Genomic DNA, 15,515 nt, shown 5'->3' with positions numbered 1-15,515 from the left:
GCCCGGACGCGACCCCAGCGCCGTCGTCACCACCACGTGCAGGGGCAGCACCACGAACGCCCCCAGCGCGCCCAGCCCGGCCACCCGCAGCAGCCGGACCCGGCGCGGCTCACGCCGCACGACGCCCCCGCAAGCGCGCCACCAGCAGCGGGACCGCCACCAGCAGCAGCAGGAATCCCAGCAGCAGCGCGGACATCGCCGCGGCCGACCCGAAGTTCCAGGTGCGGAACGCGCTCTCGTGCACGTGCACCGACAGCAGGCCCGCCGCCGCCGGAACCGACTCGCCGAACAGCACGTGCGGCACGGTGAACTCGGTGAACGACCACAGGAACAGCACGAGCACCAGCACCCGCGACACCGGCCGCAGCAGCGGCAGCGTGATCGAACGGAGCCGCCGCACCGGGCCCGCGCCGTCCACCTCGGCCGCCTCGTGCACCTCCGGCGGGATCGACCGCAGGCCCGCCAGCAGCACCAGCAGCGCGAACGGCCACAGCCGCCACACCTCCACCACCACCAGGCTCGCGAACGCGTTCGGCCCCAGCAGCCAGAACTCGCCGCCGCCCAGCCCGGCCGCGCGCAGCACCGAGTTCCACGCGCCGTCGCCCCGGTCCAGCACGAAGCGCCACACCAGCGCCACCGCGTACACGGGCAGCGCGTACGGCACCAGGAACAACCCGCGCAGCAGGAACCGGCCGCGGAACGGGCGCTGCAGCAGCACCGCCCCCGCCAGCCCCAGCCCGAACGACAGCACCACCACCAGCAGCGAGAACGCCGCCGTCACGGCGAACGAGCGCAGCAGCTCCGCGCCCGCCGCACCGCCGAGGTCCACCGCGGAGCGGTAGTTGTCCCAGCCCGCGAACGGCGCCGACGGCCACTCCCGCAGGGAGAACTGGTCCAGCTCGTGCACGCTCATCCACAACCCGCCGAGCAGCGGCAGCAGGTGCACCAGCAGCTCGAAGACCAGCGCGGGCAGCAGGAACAGGTACGGCAGCGCCCGCGAACCCGGCAGGCCCCGCGAACCCGGCAGCGTCCTTGAACCCGGCACCGCCCGCGAACCCGGCAGCGCCCGGCCACCGGGCATCACGCGCCCCCGGACGCGCGCATCCGCTGCTCCGCGCGCGCCAGCTCGGCCCGCACCTGCTCACGACCCACCGGCTCGCCCGTCGCCGCCGCCGCGAACAGGTCGCGCACGGCGGCACCCAGCGTCGTCTCGAAGCGGCTCTCGTTCGGGATCATCGGCATCGGCACCGATTCGCGCGCCAGCAGCTCGCCGAACACCGCGGCGCGGCCGGTGGCGAACTCCGGCCCGTCGTAGGCGTCGGCGACGACCGGCAGGCTCCCCCACGCCCGGTTCAGCTCCACCTGGGTGTCGGCGCGGGTCAGGAACTCCACCAGCCGCAGCGCTTCCGCGCGGTGCGGGCCGTCGCGCAGCACCGCGACGTTGCTGCCGCCGACGTGGGTGCGGACCGGCGCACCGCCCGGCGGCAGCGGATCGGGCAGCGGGAGCGGGAACACGCCGACATCATCCGCGCGCAGGCCTCCGTCCACAATGGCCGGAAGTGCGTTGTTCTGCGCGATCAGCATCCCGGCCCGCCCGGCGGCGAACTCCGCGGCCGCCTCCGGCGCCGAACCCAGCTCGGCGTCGTCGGCGCGCACCAGCCCCTCCCCCAGCAGCCGCACGTAGCGCAGCACCGCGGCCACCTCGCGCGGACCGGTGAACGCGGGCGCCCCCGCCGCGTCGAAGAACCGGGCGCCCTGCTGCGCGCCGAACAGGAACGCCAGGTGCGCGTTCTGCGCGTAGCTCGCGCCCGGCACGGTCACCCCCGCCCGGCCACCGCCGGAGAGCCGCCGCGCCACGTCCAGGAACTCCGCCCAGCTGCGCGGAACCCCCTCGATCCCGGCCGCGCGGAACCGCGCCTGGTCGTAGAACACCGCGTACGCCAGGCCGGACAGCGGCACCGACGCCGGCGGCCGGCCCGGCAGGCCCGTCGAGCGCATGCTGCCGTCCAGGAACCGCTCCCGGCCGCCCAGCCGGTCCAGCAGCTCCGCGTCGAACTCCACGAACGCGCCCGTCGCCTGCAACGACGCCGACCAGGTGTTGCCCACGTCCACCACGTCCGGGCCGGTGCCGGAGATCGCCGCGCCCAGGACGCGGTCGAGCAGATCGCTCCACGGGACGACCTCCACCTCGACCGGAACACCGGTCTCGCGGGTGAACGCGGCCAGCCGGGTGCGCAGCAGCTCGCGGTCCCGCGCGGTGCTCGCGCCCTGGTTCGCCGCCCAGTACACGAGCCGCCGCGGCGGCGGCCCGCACCCGGCGAGCACGCCCAGCAGCACCAGCAGCACCAGGCCCAGCACCGGGCCGCGCGGACGTGGGGGCACCGTCGTCTCCTCGTCGCGAGAGGTCGCGGGAGCGCGCTCAGCCCACCCCGCCCGTGCTCGCCCGCGGCATCAGCACGCGCGGCGGCACGTCCAGGTCGTCGGCGGCCCCCGTCTCGATCAGCTCCAGCAGCAGGTGCACCGCCGCGGCGGCGTCGTCCTCGACGTCCCGGGACAGCGCCGTCACCGGCGGGGTCACCACCCGGCACAGCATCGAGTCCTGCCAGGACAGCACCGCCAGGTCGGCGGGTACCCGGACGTCGAGCTCGGCGGCGCGCGCGACCGAGGCCACCGCCGTCACGTCATCGTCGTAGACGATCGCCGTCGGCGGCGGGTCCGCGGCGAGAAGTCGCCAGGTGGCCCGCACCCCGCCGTCCTCGGTGGCCGCCGCCTCCGCCTTCACCAGGTCGGTGCCGAGCCGCTCCCGCACCTCGGCGCGCAGCAGGGCGCTGCGGCGCTCGGTGTGCTCCAGGTCGACACCGCCCTGCACGTGACCGATCCGCCGGTGACCGAGCTCGGCCAGGTGCGCCACCACGGCGCGGACCTCCTCGGCGACGGCGAAGCGCAGCACCGCCACGTTCGCGACCCGCTCGTGCTCGCCGATCACCACCGCGGGCAGCTTCAGCTCCCGCAGCAGCGGTACGCGCGGGTCCTCGGTGCGCAGGTCGGTGACGATCACGCCGTCCACCCGGCGCCCGGCGGCCCAGGACCGGTAGGTGCCGAGCTCGGCCTCCTCGTCCGGCGGCAGCGCCAGGTGCAGGCTCAGCCCGTACTCGGCCAGCGCCGCCTCCAGCCCGGCCATCCAGTGCACCACCGACGGCTCGGCGCGGATCTGCTGCGGCGGCCGGGCCAGCACCAGGCCGATCGTGCCGGTGCGGTCGGCGGCGGGTGTCCGCGCCGGCCCCGCCGCGTCCCAGCCGAGCTGCGCGGCGACGTCGAGGATGCGTTCCCGGGTGGCCGCCGAAACCCCGGCGCGGCCGTTGAGGGCGTAGGACACCGCCGCCTTCGACACGCCGACCCGGCGCGCGATGTCGATGATCGTGGGCCGTTTCAACCGCGGGTCCCCTCGTAGCCGTCCAGCGAGACGCCAGCGTAGCGAAACCCGCCGTCGAGTCCCACGAGGCGAACGACCCGGGCGGGCGGGCTCAGCCGAGGTGCCGGAGCAGCGGCGCCGCGGCCTCGGTGACCACCTCCGACGCCTGCGAGTAGCTCTTCGACGACGGCTGGGTGGACAGCACCGCCACCGCGTAGCGCCGGTCCGGCCCGATCAGCCCCGCGCTGTGCACCGAGCGGCGGCCGTCCGCGCAGCACATCCAGCCCGCCTTCACCGCCGCCCGCCGCGCCCCGGCCTTCAACCCGTACTGCTGGTCGAAGCCCTCGGCGGCGGTCCGCGGCGCCTCGTCCAGCGGGCCGAGCACCAGCGCCCGCTCCGCGGCGGGCAGCGCCGGGACCCGCGCCAACACCGCCGCCACGTCCCGCGCCGACGTCCGGGTGTCGCCCCACCGCCCCGGCACCGCCGGCGGCAGCGTGCGGGTGAGCCCGTAGCGCACCGCCACCCGCGAGATGGCGCCCGCGCCGTCGAACCGGTCCCAGAGCGCGTTCATCGCCCCGTCGTCGCTGAGCGCCAGCGCCCGGCGGATCAGCTCCACGTCCGAGGACGACACCGGCAACCCCTCGCGGCGGCGCTCCACCACGTCCAGCGCCACGAACAACTTCGACACCGAGGCGGTGGTGAACTCGTCGTCCGCGTGCTCCCCGCCGACGACCGCGCCGGACCCGCGGTCCAGCACCGCCACCGCCACCGTGCTGCCGGAAAGCCGGTCCGCGTAGTCGTCGGCCTGCCGCACCGCGGTCCGCACCGCCGGGTTCGGGGCCGGCCGGGCACGCGCCGGCGAATCCGGGTAGCCGGCGCGCGACACCCACCACTGGCCGGACTCCTCGTGCGCGGTGCGGCCGCCCGGCTCCCCGCACCCGGCGATGGGCACCGCCAGCAGCAGCGAACAACCGAGCAGCGCGAGCGCGCGCCGGAACCGACGATCGGAACGATCCATGCGGGACCCCATGCCTCCGAGGCCCGGCGGGAAGGCCGGGCCGTCGGACGTGCCCCCAGCACGCTAACGCCGTCCCGAGCTCGATCGCAGAACTCGGCCCGGCGCGCGCGAACGCCCCCGCTGCGGGCGGGGGCGTTCGGTCGATCGTCGTGGTTGCCCGGGTTCAGCCGCCCTTGCGGTTCTCGCCGAGCTCCTCCGCGATCGGGTTGGCCGGGGTCTCGCGCTGGTGCTCGGCCAGGCCGGGCCGGACGTGCTGCCGGTCCTCCGCCGCCTTGTCCGCGGCGGACTGGCCCTCCTCGTCGGCCTTGTCCAGCGGCACCGAGCGCAGCACCTCGCCGACGTTGTCGTAGTCGGCCAGCGGCAGCGCCCGCAGCGCGTCCACCGTGTCCTGGTCCACGCCGTTGTTCCGGGCGAAGTCGACCAGGTCCTCCTTGCTCGCGGGGAAGTCGATCGTGGACAGCGATTTCTTCACCGTTTCCCGCGTCGTCGTCATGCTCCTCCTCTCACGCGTCGGTGTAGCGCAGCACCGCGCCGATGCCGTCGGTCAGCTTCACCTCGTCCGGATCGACCAGCACCAGGTCCGCATCGGTGCCCGCCGCCGACCACACGACCGCCGCGCTGGCGGGCGCGCTGCCCGGGCTGGACACGCCCATGTCGGTGAGCTCCCGCGCGTCCAGCGCCACCTGGTTCGGCACCGGGCCGACGTGCAGCCAGGACGGCGACTCCGGGGAACCCCACAGCACCGTGCGCACCTGGCCGCGCTGCAGGGCGGCGAGCACCGCGCTCCACCCCTCCGCGGCGCGCTCGTCGCGGCCGCGCTGCTGCTCGAATTCGCGGACCGCCTCGTCCACGTGCGCCGACACGGCGGCCGCCACCGTGTCCTCGACCTCGTCGCGGAGCCCTTCCGCGGAGGCGCCCCGGTCCAGGTGGCCCGCGTCGGTCTGCACGGTGCGCTCCCGGACGCCGCCGGGCAGGTTCTGGTGCACCAGCGTCCGCTGCTGCGGATCACCGGCGAGCACGACCAGTTCGGCGCCGATCCGCATGGCCTGCTTGCCGATCTCCTCGGCCGCCTCCTTGGCGTTGCGCAGCCACTGCTCCTCGACCCGGTTCTGGAAGCGCTGCTCGTTGAGCTCGTCGGCGCCGGGCGGGGACTTGTGCACCGGGTGGTCGCCGCCCTGCACCCGCCGAGTGCGGGGTTCGGCACCGGCCGCGACCACGGTCAGCTCCGCGTCGACGTGGTCGACCAGCGCCACCACGTGCGGGATCCGCGACGCCCGCAACCGCAGGTACGGCAGCAGGTGCGGCAACGTCCCGAAGTGCACCTTCTCGTCGTCGGAGGCGTCCTCCGGCGGCGTCGGCAGCTCCTCGCCGAACACCACCTCGCCCGCGGTCGCCACCAGCACCTGGCCGCGGCGGCCGATCCGGTACTCGTGCCGGTCCACGGTCTCGTCCAAGGCGCGCAACGTCGCCTCGTCCGCCCCCGCGTCCGCCAGCTGCTCCCGGGCCGAACGCCACCGCAGCTGCACCGCCTTCGCGGCGTCCTCGGCGTCCGCCGAGGTGTCCAGGTACACCGTCGCGAACGGGCCCTGGTACCCGTAGACGTCTTGCAGGAACGCGAGTTTCATCGACTCCTCCGCTCTGCCACCCCGATCACGCGCTGCGCGCCTGGGCGCGGTGCTTCCCCTCGGCGACCTCTTCGACGACCTTCGCGCAGAACGCGGGGAGGTCGTTCGGGTTCCGGCTCGTCACCAGCCCCGAGTCCACGACGACTTCCTCGTCCACCCACTCGGCGCCCGCGTTGCGCAGGTCCGTGCGCAGGCTCGGGTAGGACGTGAGCCTGCGGCCGCGCACCACGTCCGCCTCGGCCAGCAGCCACGGGGCGTGGCAGATCGCGGCCACCGGCTTCTGCCTCGCGAAGAACTCGCCGGTGAAGCGCACCGCGTTCGGCACCTGCCGCAGCGCGTCCGGGTTGGCCACGCCGCCCGGCAGCACCAGGCCGTCGTAGTCGTCCGGCGACACCTCCGTGACGACCTTGTCCACGGTGAACGTGTCGGCCTTCTCCAGGTGGTCGCGCCCCTGCACCGAACCGGGCTGGATGGACACCAGCTCCGGCCGGCCGCCCGCCTGCTCGACGGCCTTCCACGGTTCGGTCAGCTCCACCTGCTCGATGCCGTCCGGGGCCACCAGGAAGGCGACCTTGGCACCGTTCAGGTTCGCGGTCATCGTGCACACCTCCTGCAGATCGTCGCGGCGGGCCGGTTCGCGCCTCGCCGCTCAGCCGTGCCGTACCCGGCGCGCGGAGGCGGCAAACGGACAGGTCTGCCGCGGCGGCGTGCCCGGGGCTTAAGGTGACCTCGCCGGCCACGATCAAGGAGCCCCCGATGCGTCCAGGCGACACCGTCGACGACTTCGCACTGCCCGACCAGCACGGCACCGAGCGCAAGCTCTCGGAACTCCTCGACGGCGGGACCGTGGTCCTGTTCTTCTACCCGGCGGCGATGACCTCCGGGTGCACAGCGGAGAGCTGCCACTTCCGCGACCTGTCCGCGGAGTTCACCGAACTCGGCGCGCACCCCGTCGGCATCAGCACCGACCCGGTCGCCAAGCAGGCCACCTTCGCGCGAACGAACTCCTTCGAGTACCCGCTGCTGTCCGACCGGGAAGGCGTCGTGGCGCGGCAGTTCGGGGTGAAGCGCCGGTTCGGTCCGCTGCCGGTGAAGCGGCACACCTTCGTGATCGGGCCGGACCGCACCGTGCTGGAGGTGGTGCGCAGCGAGTTCAACATGGCCTCGCACGCCGACACCGCGCTCGCCTTCCTCCGCGAGCACCGCAGCGCCTGACCTGCGAACCGAGCGGTCCGGCGACCTCGCCAGGCTCCGGCCAGCGTCCTGTCAGCGGCGAAGCCGCTGAGCAGCGACCACGACACCGGCACCGCCGCGGGTTCTCAGCGGGATTCTCGCGAGGACGGCGTTGTCGCCTGTGGCGGAGCCACCGGTGACAACGATCCCGCAGCGAGAATCCCGCTGAGGTTCCGCCACCCGCCCCCCGAGCAACCGATGGGAAGGAATCCTCAGCGCGGCGGAGCCGCGCAGGAAGGGTTCAGGAGCTTCTGGATCTCCGGGGTGCCGAGGTTCTCCTTCGTCACCACCGACGAGCCGGTGTTCGTCTCCGGCGCGCCGCGCTGCTCGCCGCGGATCTGCTCGATCGCCGAGTTCACCGACGCGAAGCCCATCTTGAACGGGTTCTGCGCGATCAGGCCGGTGATCACGCCGTCGCGCAGCGACTCGATCTGCCCCTCCGAGGTGTCCCACCCGATGATCTTGATCTGGCCCTGCTTGCCCGCCTGCCGCACCGCCTCCGCGGCGCCCAGCACGCTCGGCTCGTTGCCCGCGTAGATCCCGTTCAGGCCCGGGTTCGCCGTCAGGATGTCCTGGGTGACCTGCAACGCCGTGTTGTAGTCGCTGTTCGAGGACTGCCGCGCCACCAGCCGCAGCCCCGGGTTCTTCGCCAGCCCGCGCTCGAAGCCCTCCGCGCGCGTCTCGTTCGTGCTGGTGCCGGGCAGGAACTCGATGAACGCCACCTCGCCGCGGCCGCCCAGCTGGTCCGCCAGCAGCTGGGTGCCCTCCTCGGCGGCCGCCACGTTGTCGGTGGCGAACACCGGCACCTCCGGCGGCTGCGGGCTGGTGCCCGAGTCCATGTTCACCACCGTGGTGCCCTGCTCCCGCGCGGACTTCGTGACCTCCGCCAGCGCCTTCGCGTCGGTCGCCGCGAACACCAGGCCCTGCACGCCCTGCGCCAGCGAGTCCTGCAGCAGGCTCTGCTGCCCGCTCACGTCGTCCTCCGAGGTGACGCCGTCCCAGTGCACGTTGACGTTCGGGTGCTTGGTGGCCGCGCACTCGGCGCCGACCCGCACCTGCTCCCAGAAGTCGAAGCCGATCGCCTTCGGGATCACCGCCAACCGGATCGTGCCGCCCTGCTGCGCGTTCGTCCCCGTGGGCCTGCGGATCTCCAGGCCGCACGCCGAGGACAGCAGCAGCACCGCCAGGCACACCAGCGGAAGGACCTTCTTCATCGCAGCGAACTCCCTCGTCCCCGGATCACGCGTCGCCGGCGAGCTTGCGGCGCTGGTAGAAGTCCCACCACACCGCCAGCCAGATGATCACGCCGATGAGCACGTTCTGGTAGAAGGTGCCGATGTTGAGCTGCACCGCCCCGTTGCGGATCACCGCCACCAGGAACGCGCCGATCAGCGACCCGAGCACCGTGCCGCGCCCGCCGAACAGGCTCGCCCCGCCGATCACCACCGCCGCGATCACGTCCAGCTCCAGGCCCTCGCCGAAGTTCGGCTGCCCCGAGTTGATCCGCGAGGCCGCGATCATGCCGCCCAGCCCGGCCAGGCTGCCCGCCACCACGTACACCCACGTGGTGTGCTTGCGCACCGGCACGCCCGACAGCCGCGCGGCCTCCATGTTCGAGCCCATCACGTACGCGTAGCGGCCCAGGCGCGTCCGCGTCAGCACCAGGTGCCCGGCCACCGCGACCAGCACGATCAGCAGCACCGGCACCGGGATCGGCCCCAGCACCCCCTGCCCGAGCAGCCGGAACGACTCCGGCGCGCCGAACACGGCCACCGCGCCCGTCGCGATCAGCACCAGTCCGCGCGCCACGCTCAGCATCCCCAGCGTCGCGATGAACGGCGGCAGCCCCACCGTCGACACCAGCAGCCCGTTGACCAGGCCCGCCGCCGCGCCCACCAGGATGCCGCCGAGGATGCCCAGCAGCGGGTGGAACCCGAAGTCCGCCATCAGCATCACGCCCAGCACCCCGGACAACGCCGCCACCGAGCCGACCGACAGGTCGATGCCGCCCGTGATGATCACCAGCGTGACGCCGACCGCCATCACCGCGTTCACCGAGGTCTGCGAGCCCAGGTTGAACAGGTTGTCCGCGGTCAGGAACGACGGTGCCACGATCGACAGCGCCACGAACACCACGATCAGCGCGCCGGCGGCCGCGACCTGCGACACCGCGCCCTGCATCCGGTCGGTCAGCCCGCCCAGCAGCCCGGGCCGGCCCGCGGCGGCCTCCACCGCGGTCGCGCCGCCGTCCTGCGGGGCCCCTTCGTCCTTGCCCGGCTGCTCGCTCACTGGCCCTCCTTCGCTCCGGTCGCGAGCGCGACGATCCGTTCCTCGGAGAAGTCCGCGCGCTCGACCTCACCCGTGATCCGGCCCTCGCGCAGCACGAGGATCCGATCGCACATGTTCAGCAGCTCCGGCAGGTAGCTGGAGATCAGCACGATCGCCTTGCCCTGCGCGGCCAGCGAATCCAGCTGGCTGAACATCTCCGACTTCGCGCCCACGTCCATGCCGCGGCCCGGCTCGTCGAAGAACAGCACCTCCGCTTCGGTCTGCAACCAGCGCGCCAGCACCACCTTCTGCTGGTTGCCGCCGGAGAGCGCCTGCACCGGCCTGCCGACCCACGGCACCCGGATCCGCAGCCGGTCGCGCTCCCGCTCGGCGATGCGCCGCTCGGCGCCCAGGTCGATCAGGCCGGAGGCCATCGGCAGCTTCGCCAGCGTGATGTTCTTGTCCACGCCCAGCTGAAGCGCCAGCCCGTCGGCCTTGCGGCTCTCGGTGAGGTAGCCGATGCCCGCGGCGATCGCGTCCGCCGGGCCGCGGATCTTCAACTTCGCCCCGTCCAGCGACACCTCGCCCGCGTCGGGCGGTTCGGCGCCGAACACCGAGCGGGCCAGTTCGGTGCGGCCCGCGCCGACCAGCCCGGCCATGCCGACGATCTCCCCGGCCCGCACCTCGAAGCTCGCGTCCCGCACCGCGTCGCCGCGGCTGAGCCCGCGCACCCGCAACCGCACGTCGCCGGGGGTGCTGTAGGTGCGCGGGTACAGGTTCTGCACGTCGCGGCCCACCATCAGCGTCACCAGCCGCGACTCGTCGAGCTCGGCGACCGGCCGGGTGGCGACGACGGCGCCGTCGCGCAGCACCGTGACCCGGTCGCCGATCTCGAAGATCTCGTCCAGCCGGTGCGAGATGTAGAGGACGCCGATGCCCTGCGCGGTGAGCTCGCGGACGATGCCGAACAGCTCCGCGGTCTCCCGCTCGGTCAGGGTGGCGGTCGGCTCGTCGAGGATGAGCAGCTTCGCGTCCACCGCGAGCGCCTTCGCCAGCTCCACCCGCTGCTGCTCGGCGGTGGACAGGCGGCCGACGCGGCGCCCCGGGTCGACGTCCAGGCCCACCCGCGCGAGCAGGTCGCGGGCCGCCCGGCGCTCCGCGGCGCGCGAGATGAGGCCGCCGCTGCCGGGTTCGTGCCCGATGAACAGGTTCTCCGCCACCGACAGGTCCGGGGCGAGGGCGAATTCCTGGTGCACCATCGAGATGCCCAGCCGCCGCGCCGACGCGGGCCCCTGGTAGCTCACCCGGCGGCCGTCGACCTCGATGCGGCCGGAGCTCGGCGGCTCCACCTGCGCGACGAGCTTCATCAACGTCGACTTGCCCGCGCCGTTCTCGCCGGCCAGCACGTGGACCTCACCGGCCAGCACTTCCAAGTCCACATCGGACACCGCGACGACCCCGGGAAATCGTTTGCCCACCCCGGAAAGCCGGACCACCGCCGGTGCTTGCACCGATCCCGCATCATCCGAACCGGACTGCAAGGATTGCGACACGCCGCCTCCTCGATCACCATCGATCGCCCGCCGCAGCGGTGCGCCGGAGCATACTCACAACATCACGAGCCCGAAAGGCTCGCAGCGAAGCCGAGTAACCGATTACCGATCGTTGCACGCGAACGGCCGCGGCGGCATCCGCGAACGACGCAACCACCACCTCCGTAAGCTCGGGGATGGCACCGCCGCAATCCAAGAGGGGGACGAGACGTGCAGCCGCTGCTGGCCGGCGAACCGAACAGGGTCGGGGACTACCGGCTGCTCGCCAGGATCGGCGGCGGCGCGATGGGCGCCGTGTACTTGGCCCGGTCCCGCGGCGGCCGCGGCGTCGCGATCAAGATCGTCCGCCCCGAACTCGCCGACGACGGCGAGTTCCGCGAGCGGTTCCGCCGCGAAGTCGAGATGGCCCGCTCCGTCGGCGGCTTCTGGACCGCCACCGTCATCGACGCCGACACCGAAGCCGACCAGCCGTGGCTGGCCACCGAGTACGTGCCCGGCCCCACCCTGCACCGGGCCGTCGCCGACCACGGACCGCTGCCCGAGCAGACCGTGCGCTCGCTCGCCGCCGGACTCGCCGAAGCGCTCGGCGCCATCCACCGCGCCGGACTCGTGCACCGCGACCTCAAACCCGGCAACGTGCTGCTCGGCCCGGACGGCCCGCGGGTCATCGACTTCGGCATCTCCCGCGCCATGAGCAGCAGCGCGCTCACCGCCACCGGCATCTTCCTCGGCACCCCCGGCTTCTTCTCCCCCGAGCAGACCGTCGGCACCGACGTCGGACCGCCCAGCGACGTGTTCTCCCTCGGCGCGGTGCTCATGTTCGCCGCCACCGGCGCCGGACCGTTCGGCAACGAGAACACCGCCGCCATGCTGTACCGGGTCGTGCACAACGAACCGGACCTCGACGCGCTGCCCCCCGGGCTGCGGCCGCTCATCGGCGGCTGCCTCGCCAAGGACCCCGCCGCGCGGCCCACCCCCGGGCGGCTGCTCGACCAGGTCGGCGCGGCCTGCCCGCAGAACGACAGCTGGCTGCCCGCCGCGATCACCGCGGTCATCACCGAGCACACCTCGCAGCTCAAGCAGGCCTCCGAAGCGCCATCGGCCCCGCCCGCCGCACCGCCCCGGCCCACCCGGCAGCGCGGTGGCGGCGACTGGTCCGCGGCCCCCGCCGCACCGGCGAAACCGATCATCCCGGCCCGGCCGAAGCCGACCGCGCAGCAGCCCGAAGCGGGCCGGGGCACCGCCGCCCCCGCGCGCATCGCGCCGTCCCGGCCCGCCGTGCCGGTCGACCGGGTGCGCGCCGACGGGCCGGGGCCGGTGTTCACCACCGGCGGGCGGCTCGGCGCGCTCGTCTCCGCCGCCCTCATGTTCGGGCTGATCCACCTGGTGTTGCAGATCGGCCCGACCGCGGACGACGAGCTGTGGGCGCTGACCAGCTTCGGCATGCTGCTGCTGACCATCAGCGGGGCGTTGTCCCTGGCCAAGGCACTGCTGCCCGGGCTGCGGCTCAAGGTCAGCGCCGACGGGCTGCGGGTCTCCCGCTCCCCGCTGCTGACCCGCGAGATCCCGTGGAGCCACGTCAGCCGCATCGCCGTCGTCGGCACCGGCAAGGGCCAGTCGGTCACCGTGTGGACGCGCCCCGGCAGCCCCGCCCTCCGCTGGCGGATCTGGAACCCGACCCGGCCGTACCACGGCGGCGTGCGGGTGTACCCGGTCGGCTCCGCGGGCGGGCCCCTCACCCGCAGGCAGGAAGGCCGCCGGATCCGGCAAGCCCTCCAGCAGTACGCCCGCGGCACCTACGACAACCGCATGGTCTGACCCGAGCGACCGGCCCGGTCCCCCGGCGGCTCAGGCGGGCAGGAGGCACACCGGCGACGGGGACGGCACGGGATCGCCGATCGGGGTGAGCGCGCCGTCCGCGGCGACCGCGAACGCCTGCACGGTGTCGCTGAGCTCCCCCGCCGCGTACAGCACGTCCCCGCGCGGGGACAGCGCGACGTGCCGCGGCCCGCGCACCCCCGCAGGCACCACGCCCAGCTGCGCGAACCCCTCGGCGGAGAACACCGCGATGCTGTCGTGCCCCCGGTTCGAGGCGAACACGAACCGCCCGTCCGGCGACACCACCACCTCCGCGGCCAGGCTCCGCCCGGTGAAATCCGCGGGCAGCAGCGGCAGCACGCGGCCCGGCCGCACCTCACCGGTCCCCGCGTCGAAGGTGAACTCGGTGATCGTCGAGGTCAGCTCCCCCACCAGGTAGCCGCGCTCGCCGTCCGGGTGGAACGCCAGGTGCCGCGGACCCGTCCCCGGCTCCCAGCCGACCTCGTGCTTGAGCACCAGGTGCCCGGTGTCCCCGTCGAACGCGTACACGTACACCGAGTCGGTGCCCAGGTCGGCGGCCAGCGCGAAGCGGCCGTCCGGGGACGGCACGATCTGGTGCGCGTGCGGCCCCTCCTGCCGGTCCTTGTCCGGGCCCTGGCCGGAGTGGTCCACCACGTGGCACGCCTCCCGCAGCACCCCGCCCTCGCCGATCGGGTGCACGACGACGTTGCCGGACAGGTAGTTCGCCGTGAGCAGGAACCGTCCGCCGGGGTGCACGCTCAAGTGGCACGGCGCCGACCCGTGCGTGGGCTGCGAGTTGATCTCGGTGAGCCCGCCGTCCGGCCCCACCTGGAACGACACCACCCGGCCGCGCGCCACCTCGTTCACCGCGAACAACGTCCCGCCGTCCGGGGACAGCGCCAGGAACGACGGGTCGTAGGAGTCGGCGACGGTGTCGGTGCAGCGCAGCCGACCCGCGTCGTCGGCGAACGCGAGCCGGATTCCGTTCGCCGCCGATTCCGGGCCCGTGTAGGCCCCCAGGTACACCCGGTACTGCGCGTCCTCGGACATGAAGCGACCTCCACCCGACCTCGACCTGCACGGCGCGCGCGCCCGGCTCCGGGAGCGACCTCCCGCCGGGCACGCCGAGTCACCGGTGGCGCACGCGCCGTTCATCCGAACCTCGCCGACGGTAGCGCGCGCGGCGGCCCGCGGACAGCCCCGGCCGTCCCGAGCCCGTGTAGGCGGAACGTTGCGTTCGAAGATCGGATCGCGCAACGATCCGCCGAAAGAAGCAACAGCTCACGGCTGAAACGAAGGCGCGGGCCGCTTAGCCTGAGCAGCATGACCTCCGCTTCGACCGCGACGACGCGCCCGGCCGGGACCACCCGTTCCGCCGAATACCTGCGCCTGGACGAGACCTACAGCGCGCACAACTACCACCCGCTGCCCGTCGTGATCGCCGAAGCGGACGGGGCGTGGATGACCGATGTGGACGGTCGCCGCCACCTGGACTTCCTCGCCGGGTACTCGGCGCTGAACTTCGGGCACCGGCATCCGCGGCTGGTCGCCGCCGCCACCGAGCAGCTGGGCCGCGTCACGCTGACCAGCCGGGCGTTCCACCACGACCGGTTCGGCCCGTTCTGCCGCGAGCTGGCCGAGCTCACCGGCACCGAGCAGGTGCTGCTGATGAACTCCGGCGCCGAAGCCGTCGAATCCGCCATCAAGCTCGCCCGGAAGTGGGCCTACCAGGTCAAGGGGGTGCCCGCGGACCGCGCGGAGATCGTCGTCGCCGGGTCCAACTTCCACGGCCGCACCACCACGATCGTGTCGTTCTCCACCGACGACACCGCGCGCGCCGGGTTCGGGCCGTTCACGCCCGGGTTCACCATCACCCCCTACGGCGATGCGGACGCGGTCGCGGCGGCGATCACCGAGCGCACCGCGGCGGTGCTCGTCGAACCGGTGCAGGGCGAAGCGGGCGTCGTGGTGCCGCCCGCCGGCTACCTGCGCAGGCTGCGGGAGCTGTGCGACGAGCACGGGGTGCTGCTCGTCGCCGACGAGATCCAGTCCGGCCTGGCCCGCACCGGCGAACTGCTGGCCTGCGACCACGACGGGGTGCGCGCCGACCTGTACACGCTCGGCAAGGCGCTCGGCGGCGGCATCCTGCCGGTCTCCGCGGTCGTCGGCAGCCGCGAGGTGCTGGGCGTGCTGCGGCCCGGCGAGCACGGCTCCACGTTCGGCGGGAACCCGCTGGCCTGCGCCGTCGGTCTCGAAGTGGTGCGGATGCTGGCGACCGGCGAGTACCAGGCGCGGTCCCGGGAGCTCGGCGCACACCTGCACGCGCGGCTCGGCGAGCTCGTCGGCCGCGGCGCCGCCGAGGTCCGCGGGCGCGGGCTGTGGGCCGGGGTGGAGATCTCCCCCGGCGGGCCCACCGGCCGCCAGGTCAGCGAACGGCTCGCCGCGAACGGCGTGCTGTGCAAGGAGACCCAGGACACCACGCTGCGCGTCGCACCCCCGCTCACCATCACCCGCGAGGAGCTGGACCAGGGCATCGACGCCATCACCGACGTCCTCGCCCGCTGACC

14 protein-coding genes are annotated in these 15,515 nt (G+C 73.9%); 3 read left to right on the top strand and 11 right to left on the bottom strand.

Annotation, left to right across the window (positions count from 1 at the left end):
* Positions 1–109 precede the first annotated feature (109 nt).
* The 7 genes from LCD31_RS00905 to LCD31_RS00875 all read right to left on the bottom strand — a co-directional run bounded on the left by LCD31_RS00905 (position 110) and on the right by LCD31_RS00875 (position 6,653).
* On the bottom strand, positions 110–1,081 hold the full coding sequence (locus LCD31_RS00905; RefSeq protein ID WP_224955460.1) for a carbohydrate ABC transporter permease: 972 nt from the start codon (positions 1,079–1,081) through the stop codon (positions 110–112).
* Positions 1,081–2,382, bottom strand: a complete 1,302-nt coding sequence (locus LCD31_RS00900; protein ID WP_224955459.1) for an extracellular solute-binding protein — start codon at positions 2,380–2,382, stop codon at positions 1,081–1,083. Before LCD31_RS00900 ends, LCD31_RS00905 begins: the two co-directional genes overlap by 1 nt.
* A 37-nt stretch (positions 2,383–2,419) precedes the next feature.
* Positions 2,420–3,433, bottom strand: coding sequence for a LacI family DNA-binding transcriptional regulator (locus LCD31_RS00895; protein WP_224955458.1), 1,014 nt, complete (start codon positions 3,431–3,433; stop codon positions 2,420–2,422).
* Between the two features lie 91 nt (positions 3,434–3,524).
* Positions 3,525–4,430, bottom strand: coding sequence for a serine hydrolase (locus LCD31_RS00890; protein WP_224955457.1), 906 nt, complete (start codon positions 4,428–4,430; stop codon positions 3,525–3,527).
* Between the two features lie 163 nt (positions 4,431–4,593).
* Positions 4,594–4,923 carry a DUF2795 domain-containing protein gene (locus tag LCD31_RS00885; RefSeq protein WP_224955456.1) on the bottom strand — a complete coding sequence of 110 codons (330 nt, stop codon included), beginning with the start codon at positions 4,921–4,923 and terminating at the stop codon, positions 4,594–4,596.
* 10 nt (positions 4,924–4,933) lie between these two features.
* Positions 4,934–6,055 (bottom strand): hypothetical protein, encoded by a 1,122-nt coding sequence (locus tag LCD31_RS00880; protein ID WP_224955455.1) that lies wholly within the window; start codon positions 6,053–6,055, stop codon positions 4,934–4,936.
* Between the two features lie 25 nt (positions 6,056–6,080).
* Positions 6,081–6,653, bottom strand: coding sequence for a type 1 glutamine amidotransferase domain-containing protein (locus LCD31_RS00875; RefSeq protein WP_224955454.1), 573 nt, complete (start codon positions 6,651–6,653; stop codon positions 6,081–6,083).
* A 158-nt stretch (positions 6,654–6,811) separates the two neighbouring features.
* Between LCD31_RS00875 and LCD31_RS00870 the strand changes: the two genes are divergently transcribed.
* Positions 6,812–7,270: a peroxiredoxin gene (locus LCD31_RS00870; RefSeq protein ID WP_224955453.1), complete on the top strand. Its 459-nt coding sequence runs from the start codon at positions 6,812–6,814 to the stop codon at positions 7,268–7,270.
* A gap of 230 nt (positions 7,271–7,500) precedes the next feature.
* Here LCD31_RS00870 and LCD31_RS00865 read toward each other — a convergent pair whose 3' ends face one another.
* From LCD31_RS00865 to LCD31_RS00855, 3 genes are read right to left on the bottom strand one after another with little or no spacing between them, the layout of a single operon-like run.
* A complete protein-coding gene (locus LCD31_RS00865) occupies positions 7,501–8,502 on the bottom strand; it encodes a substrate-binding domain-containing protein (protein WP_224955452.1) in 1,002 nt (333 codons plus the stop codon).
* 25 nt (positions 8,503–8,527) lie between these two features.
* On the bottom strand, positions 8,528–9,577 hold the full coding sequence (locus tag LCD31_RS00860; RefSeq protein ID WP_224955451.1) for an ABC transporter permease: 1,050 nt from the start codon (positions 9,575–9,577) through the stop codon (positions 8,528–8,530).
* Positions 9,574–11,109: a sugar ABC transporter ATP-binding protein gene (locus tag LCD31_RS00855; RefSeq protein WP_224955450.1), complete on the bottom strand. Its 1,536-nt coding sequence runs from the start codon at positions 11,107–11,109 to the stop codon at positions 9,574–9,576. The genes LCD31_RS00860 and LCD31_RS00855 overlap by 4 nt, the downstream gene beginning before the upstream one ends.
* Before the next feature lie 210 nt (positions 11,110–11,319).
* On the opposite strand from LCD31_RS00855, the gene LCD31_RS00850 reads away from it, so the two are divergent.
* Positions 11,320–12,927, top strand: coding sequence for a serine/threonine-protein kinase (locus tag LCD31_RS00850; protein ID WP_224955449.1), 1,608 nt, complete (start codon positions 11,320–11,322; stop codon positions 12,925–12,927).
* A gap of 30 nt (positions 12,928–12,957) precedes the next feature.
* Here the strand turns inward: LCD31_RS00850 and LCD31_RS00845 are convergent, their stop codons facing one another.
* The gene (locus LCD31_RS00845; protein WP_224955448.1) at positions 12,958–13,998 is read right to left on the bottom strand and encodes a lactonase family protein; all 1,041 of its coding nucleotides are present in this window, start codon (positions 13,996–13,998) and stop codon (positions 12,958–12,960) included.
* A 273-nt stretch (positions 13,999–14,271) separates the two neighbouring features.
* Here LCD31_RS00845 and rocD point away from each other — a divergent pair, with 273 nt between their 5' ends.
* Positions 14,272–15,513 carry an ornithine--oxo-acid transaminase gene (gene rocD / locus LCD31_RS00840; protein ID WP_224955447.1) on the top strand — a complete coding sequence of 414 codons (1,242 nt, stop codon included), beginning with the start codon at positions 14,272–14,274 and terminating at the stop codon, positions 15,511–15,513.
* Positions 15,514–15,515: the final 2 nt, after the last annotated feature.

It is taken from the genome of Saccharopolyspora sp. 6M (genome assembly GCF_020176775.1).
Lineage (GTDB): Bacteria > Actinomycetota > Actinomycetes > Mycobacteriales > Pseudonocardiaceae > Saccharopolyspora_C > Saccharopolyspora_C gregorii.
Note: the sequence above shows the minus strand (reverse complement) of the source record. Positions and strands in the feature narration are given on the sequence as shown.

Coding starts and splice junctions, on each gene's coding strand:
- LCD31_RS00905 (WP_224955460.1), bottom strand. CDS start 1,081: ATGCCCGGTGGCCGGGCGCTGCCGGGTTCGCGGGCGGTGCCGGGTTCA.
- LCD31_RS00890 (WP_224955457.1), bottom strand. CDS start 4,430: ATGGATCGTTCCGATCGTCGGTTCCGGCGCGCGCTCGCGCTGCTCGGT.
- LCD31_RS00885 (WP_224955456.1), bottom strand. CDS start 4,923: ATGACGACGACGCGGGAAACGGTGAAGAAATCGCTGTCCACGATCGAC.
- LCD31_RS00880 (WP_224955455.1), bottom strand. CDS start 6,055: ATGAAACTCGCGTTCCTGCAAGACGTCTACGGGTACCAGGGCCCGTTC.
- LCD31_RS00875 (WP_224955454.1), bottom strand. CDS start 6,653: ATGACCGCGAACCTGAACGGTGCCAAGGTCGCCTTCCTGGTGGCCCCG.
- LCD31_RS00870 (WP_224955453.1), top strand. CDS start 6,812: ATGCGTCCAGGCGACACCGTCGACGACTTCGCACTGCCCGACCAGCAC.
- LCD31_RS00865 (WP_224955452.1), bottom strand. CDS start 8,502: ATGAAGAAGGTCCTTCCGCTGGTGTGCCTGGCGGTGCTGCTGCTGTCC.
- LCD31_RS00845 (WP_224955448.1), bottom strand. CDS start 13,998: ATGTCCGAGGACGCGCAGTACCGGGTGTACCTGGGGGCCTACACGGGC.
- rocD (WP_224955447.1), top strand. CDS start 14,272: ATGACCTCCGCTTCGACCGCGACGACGCGCCCGGCCGGGACCACCCGT.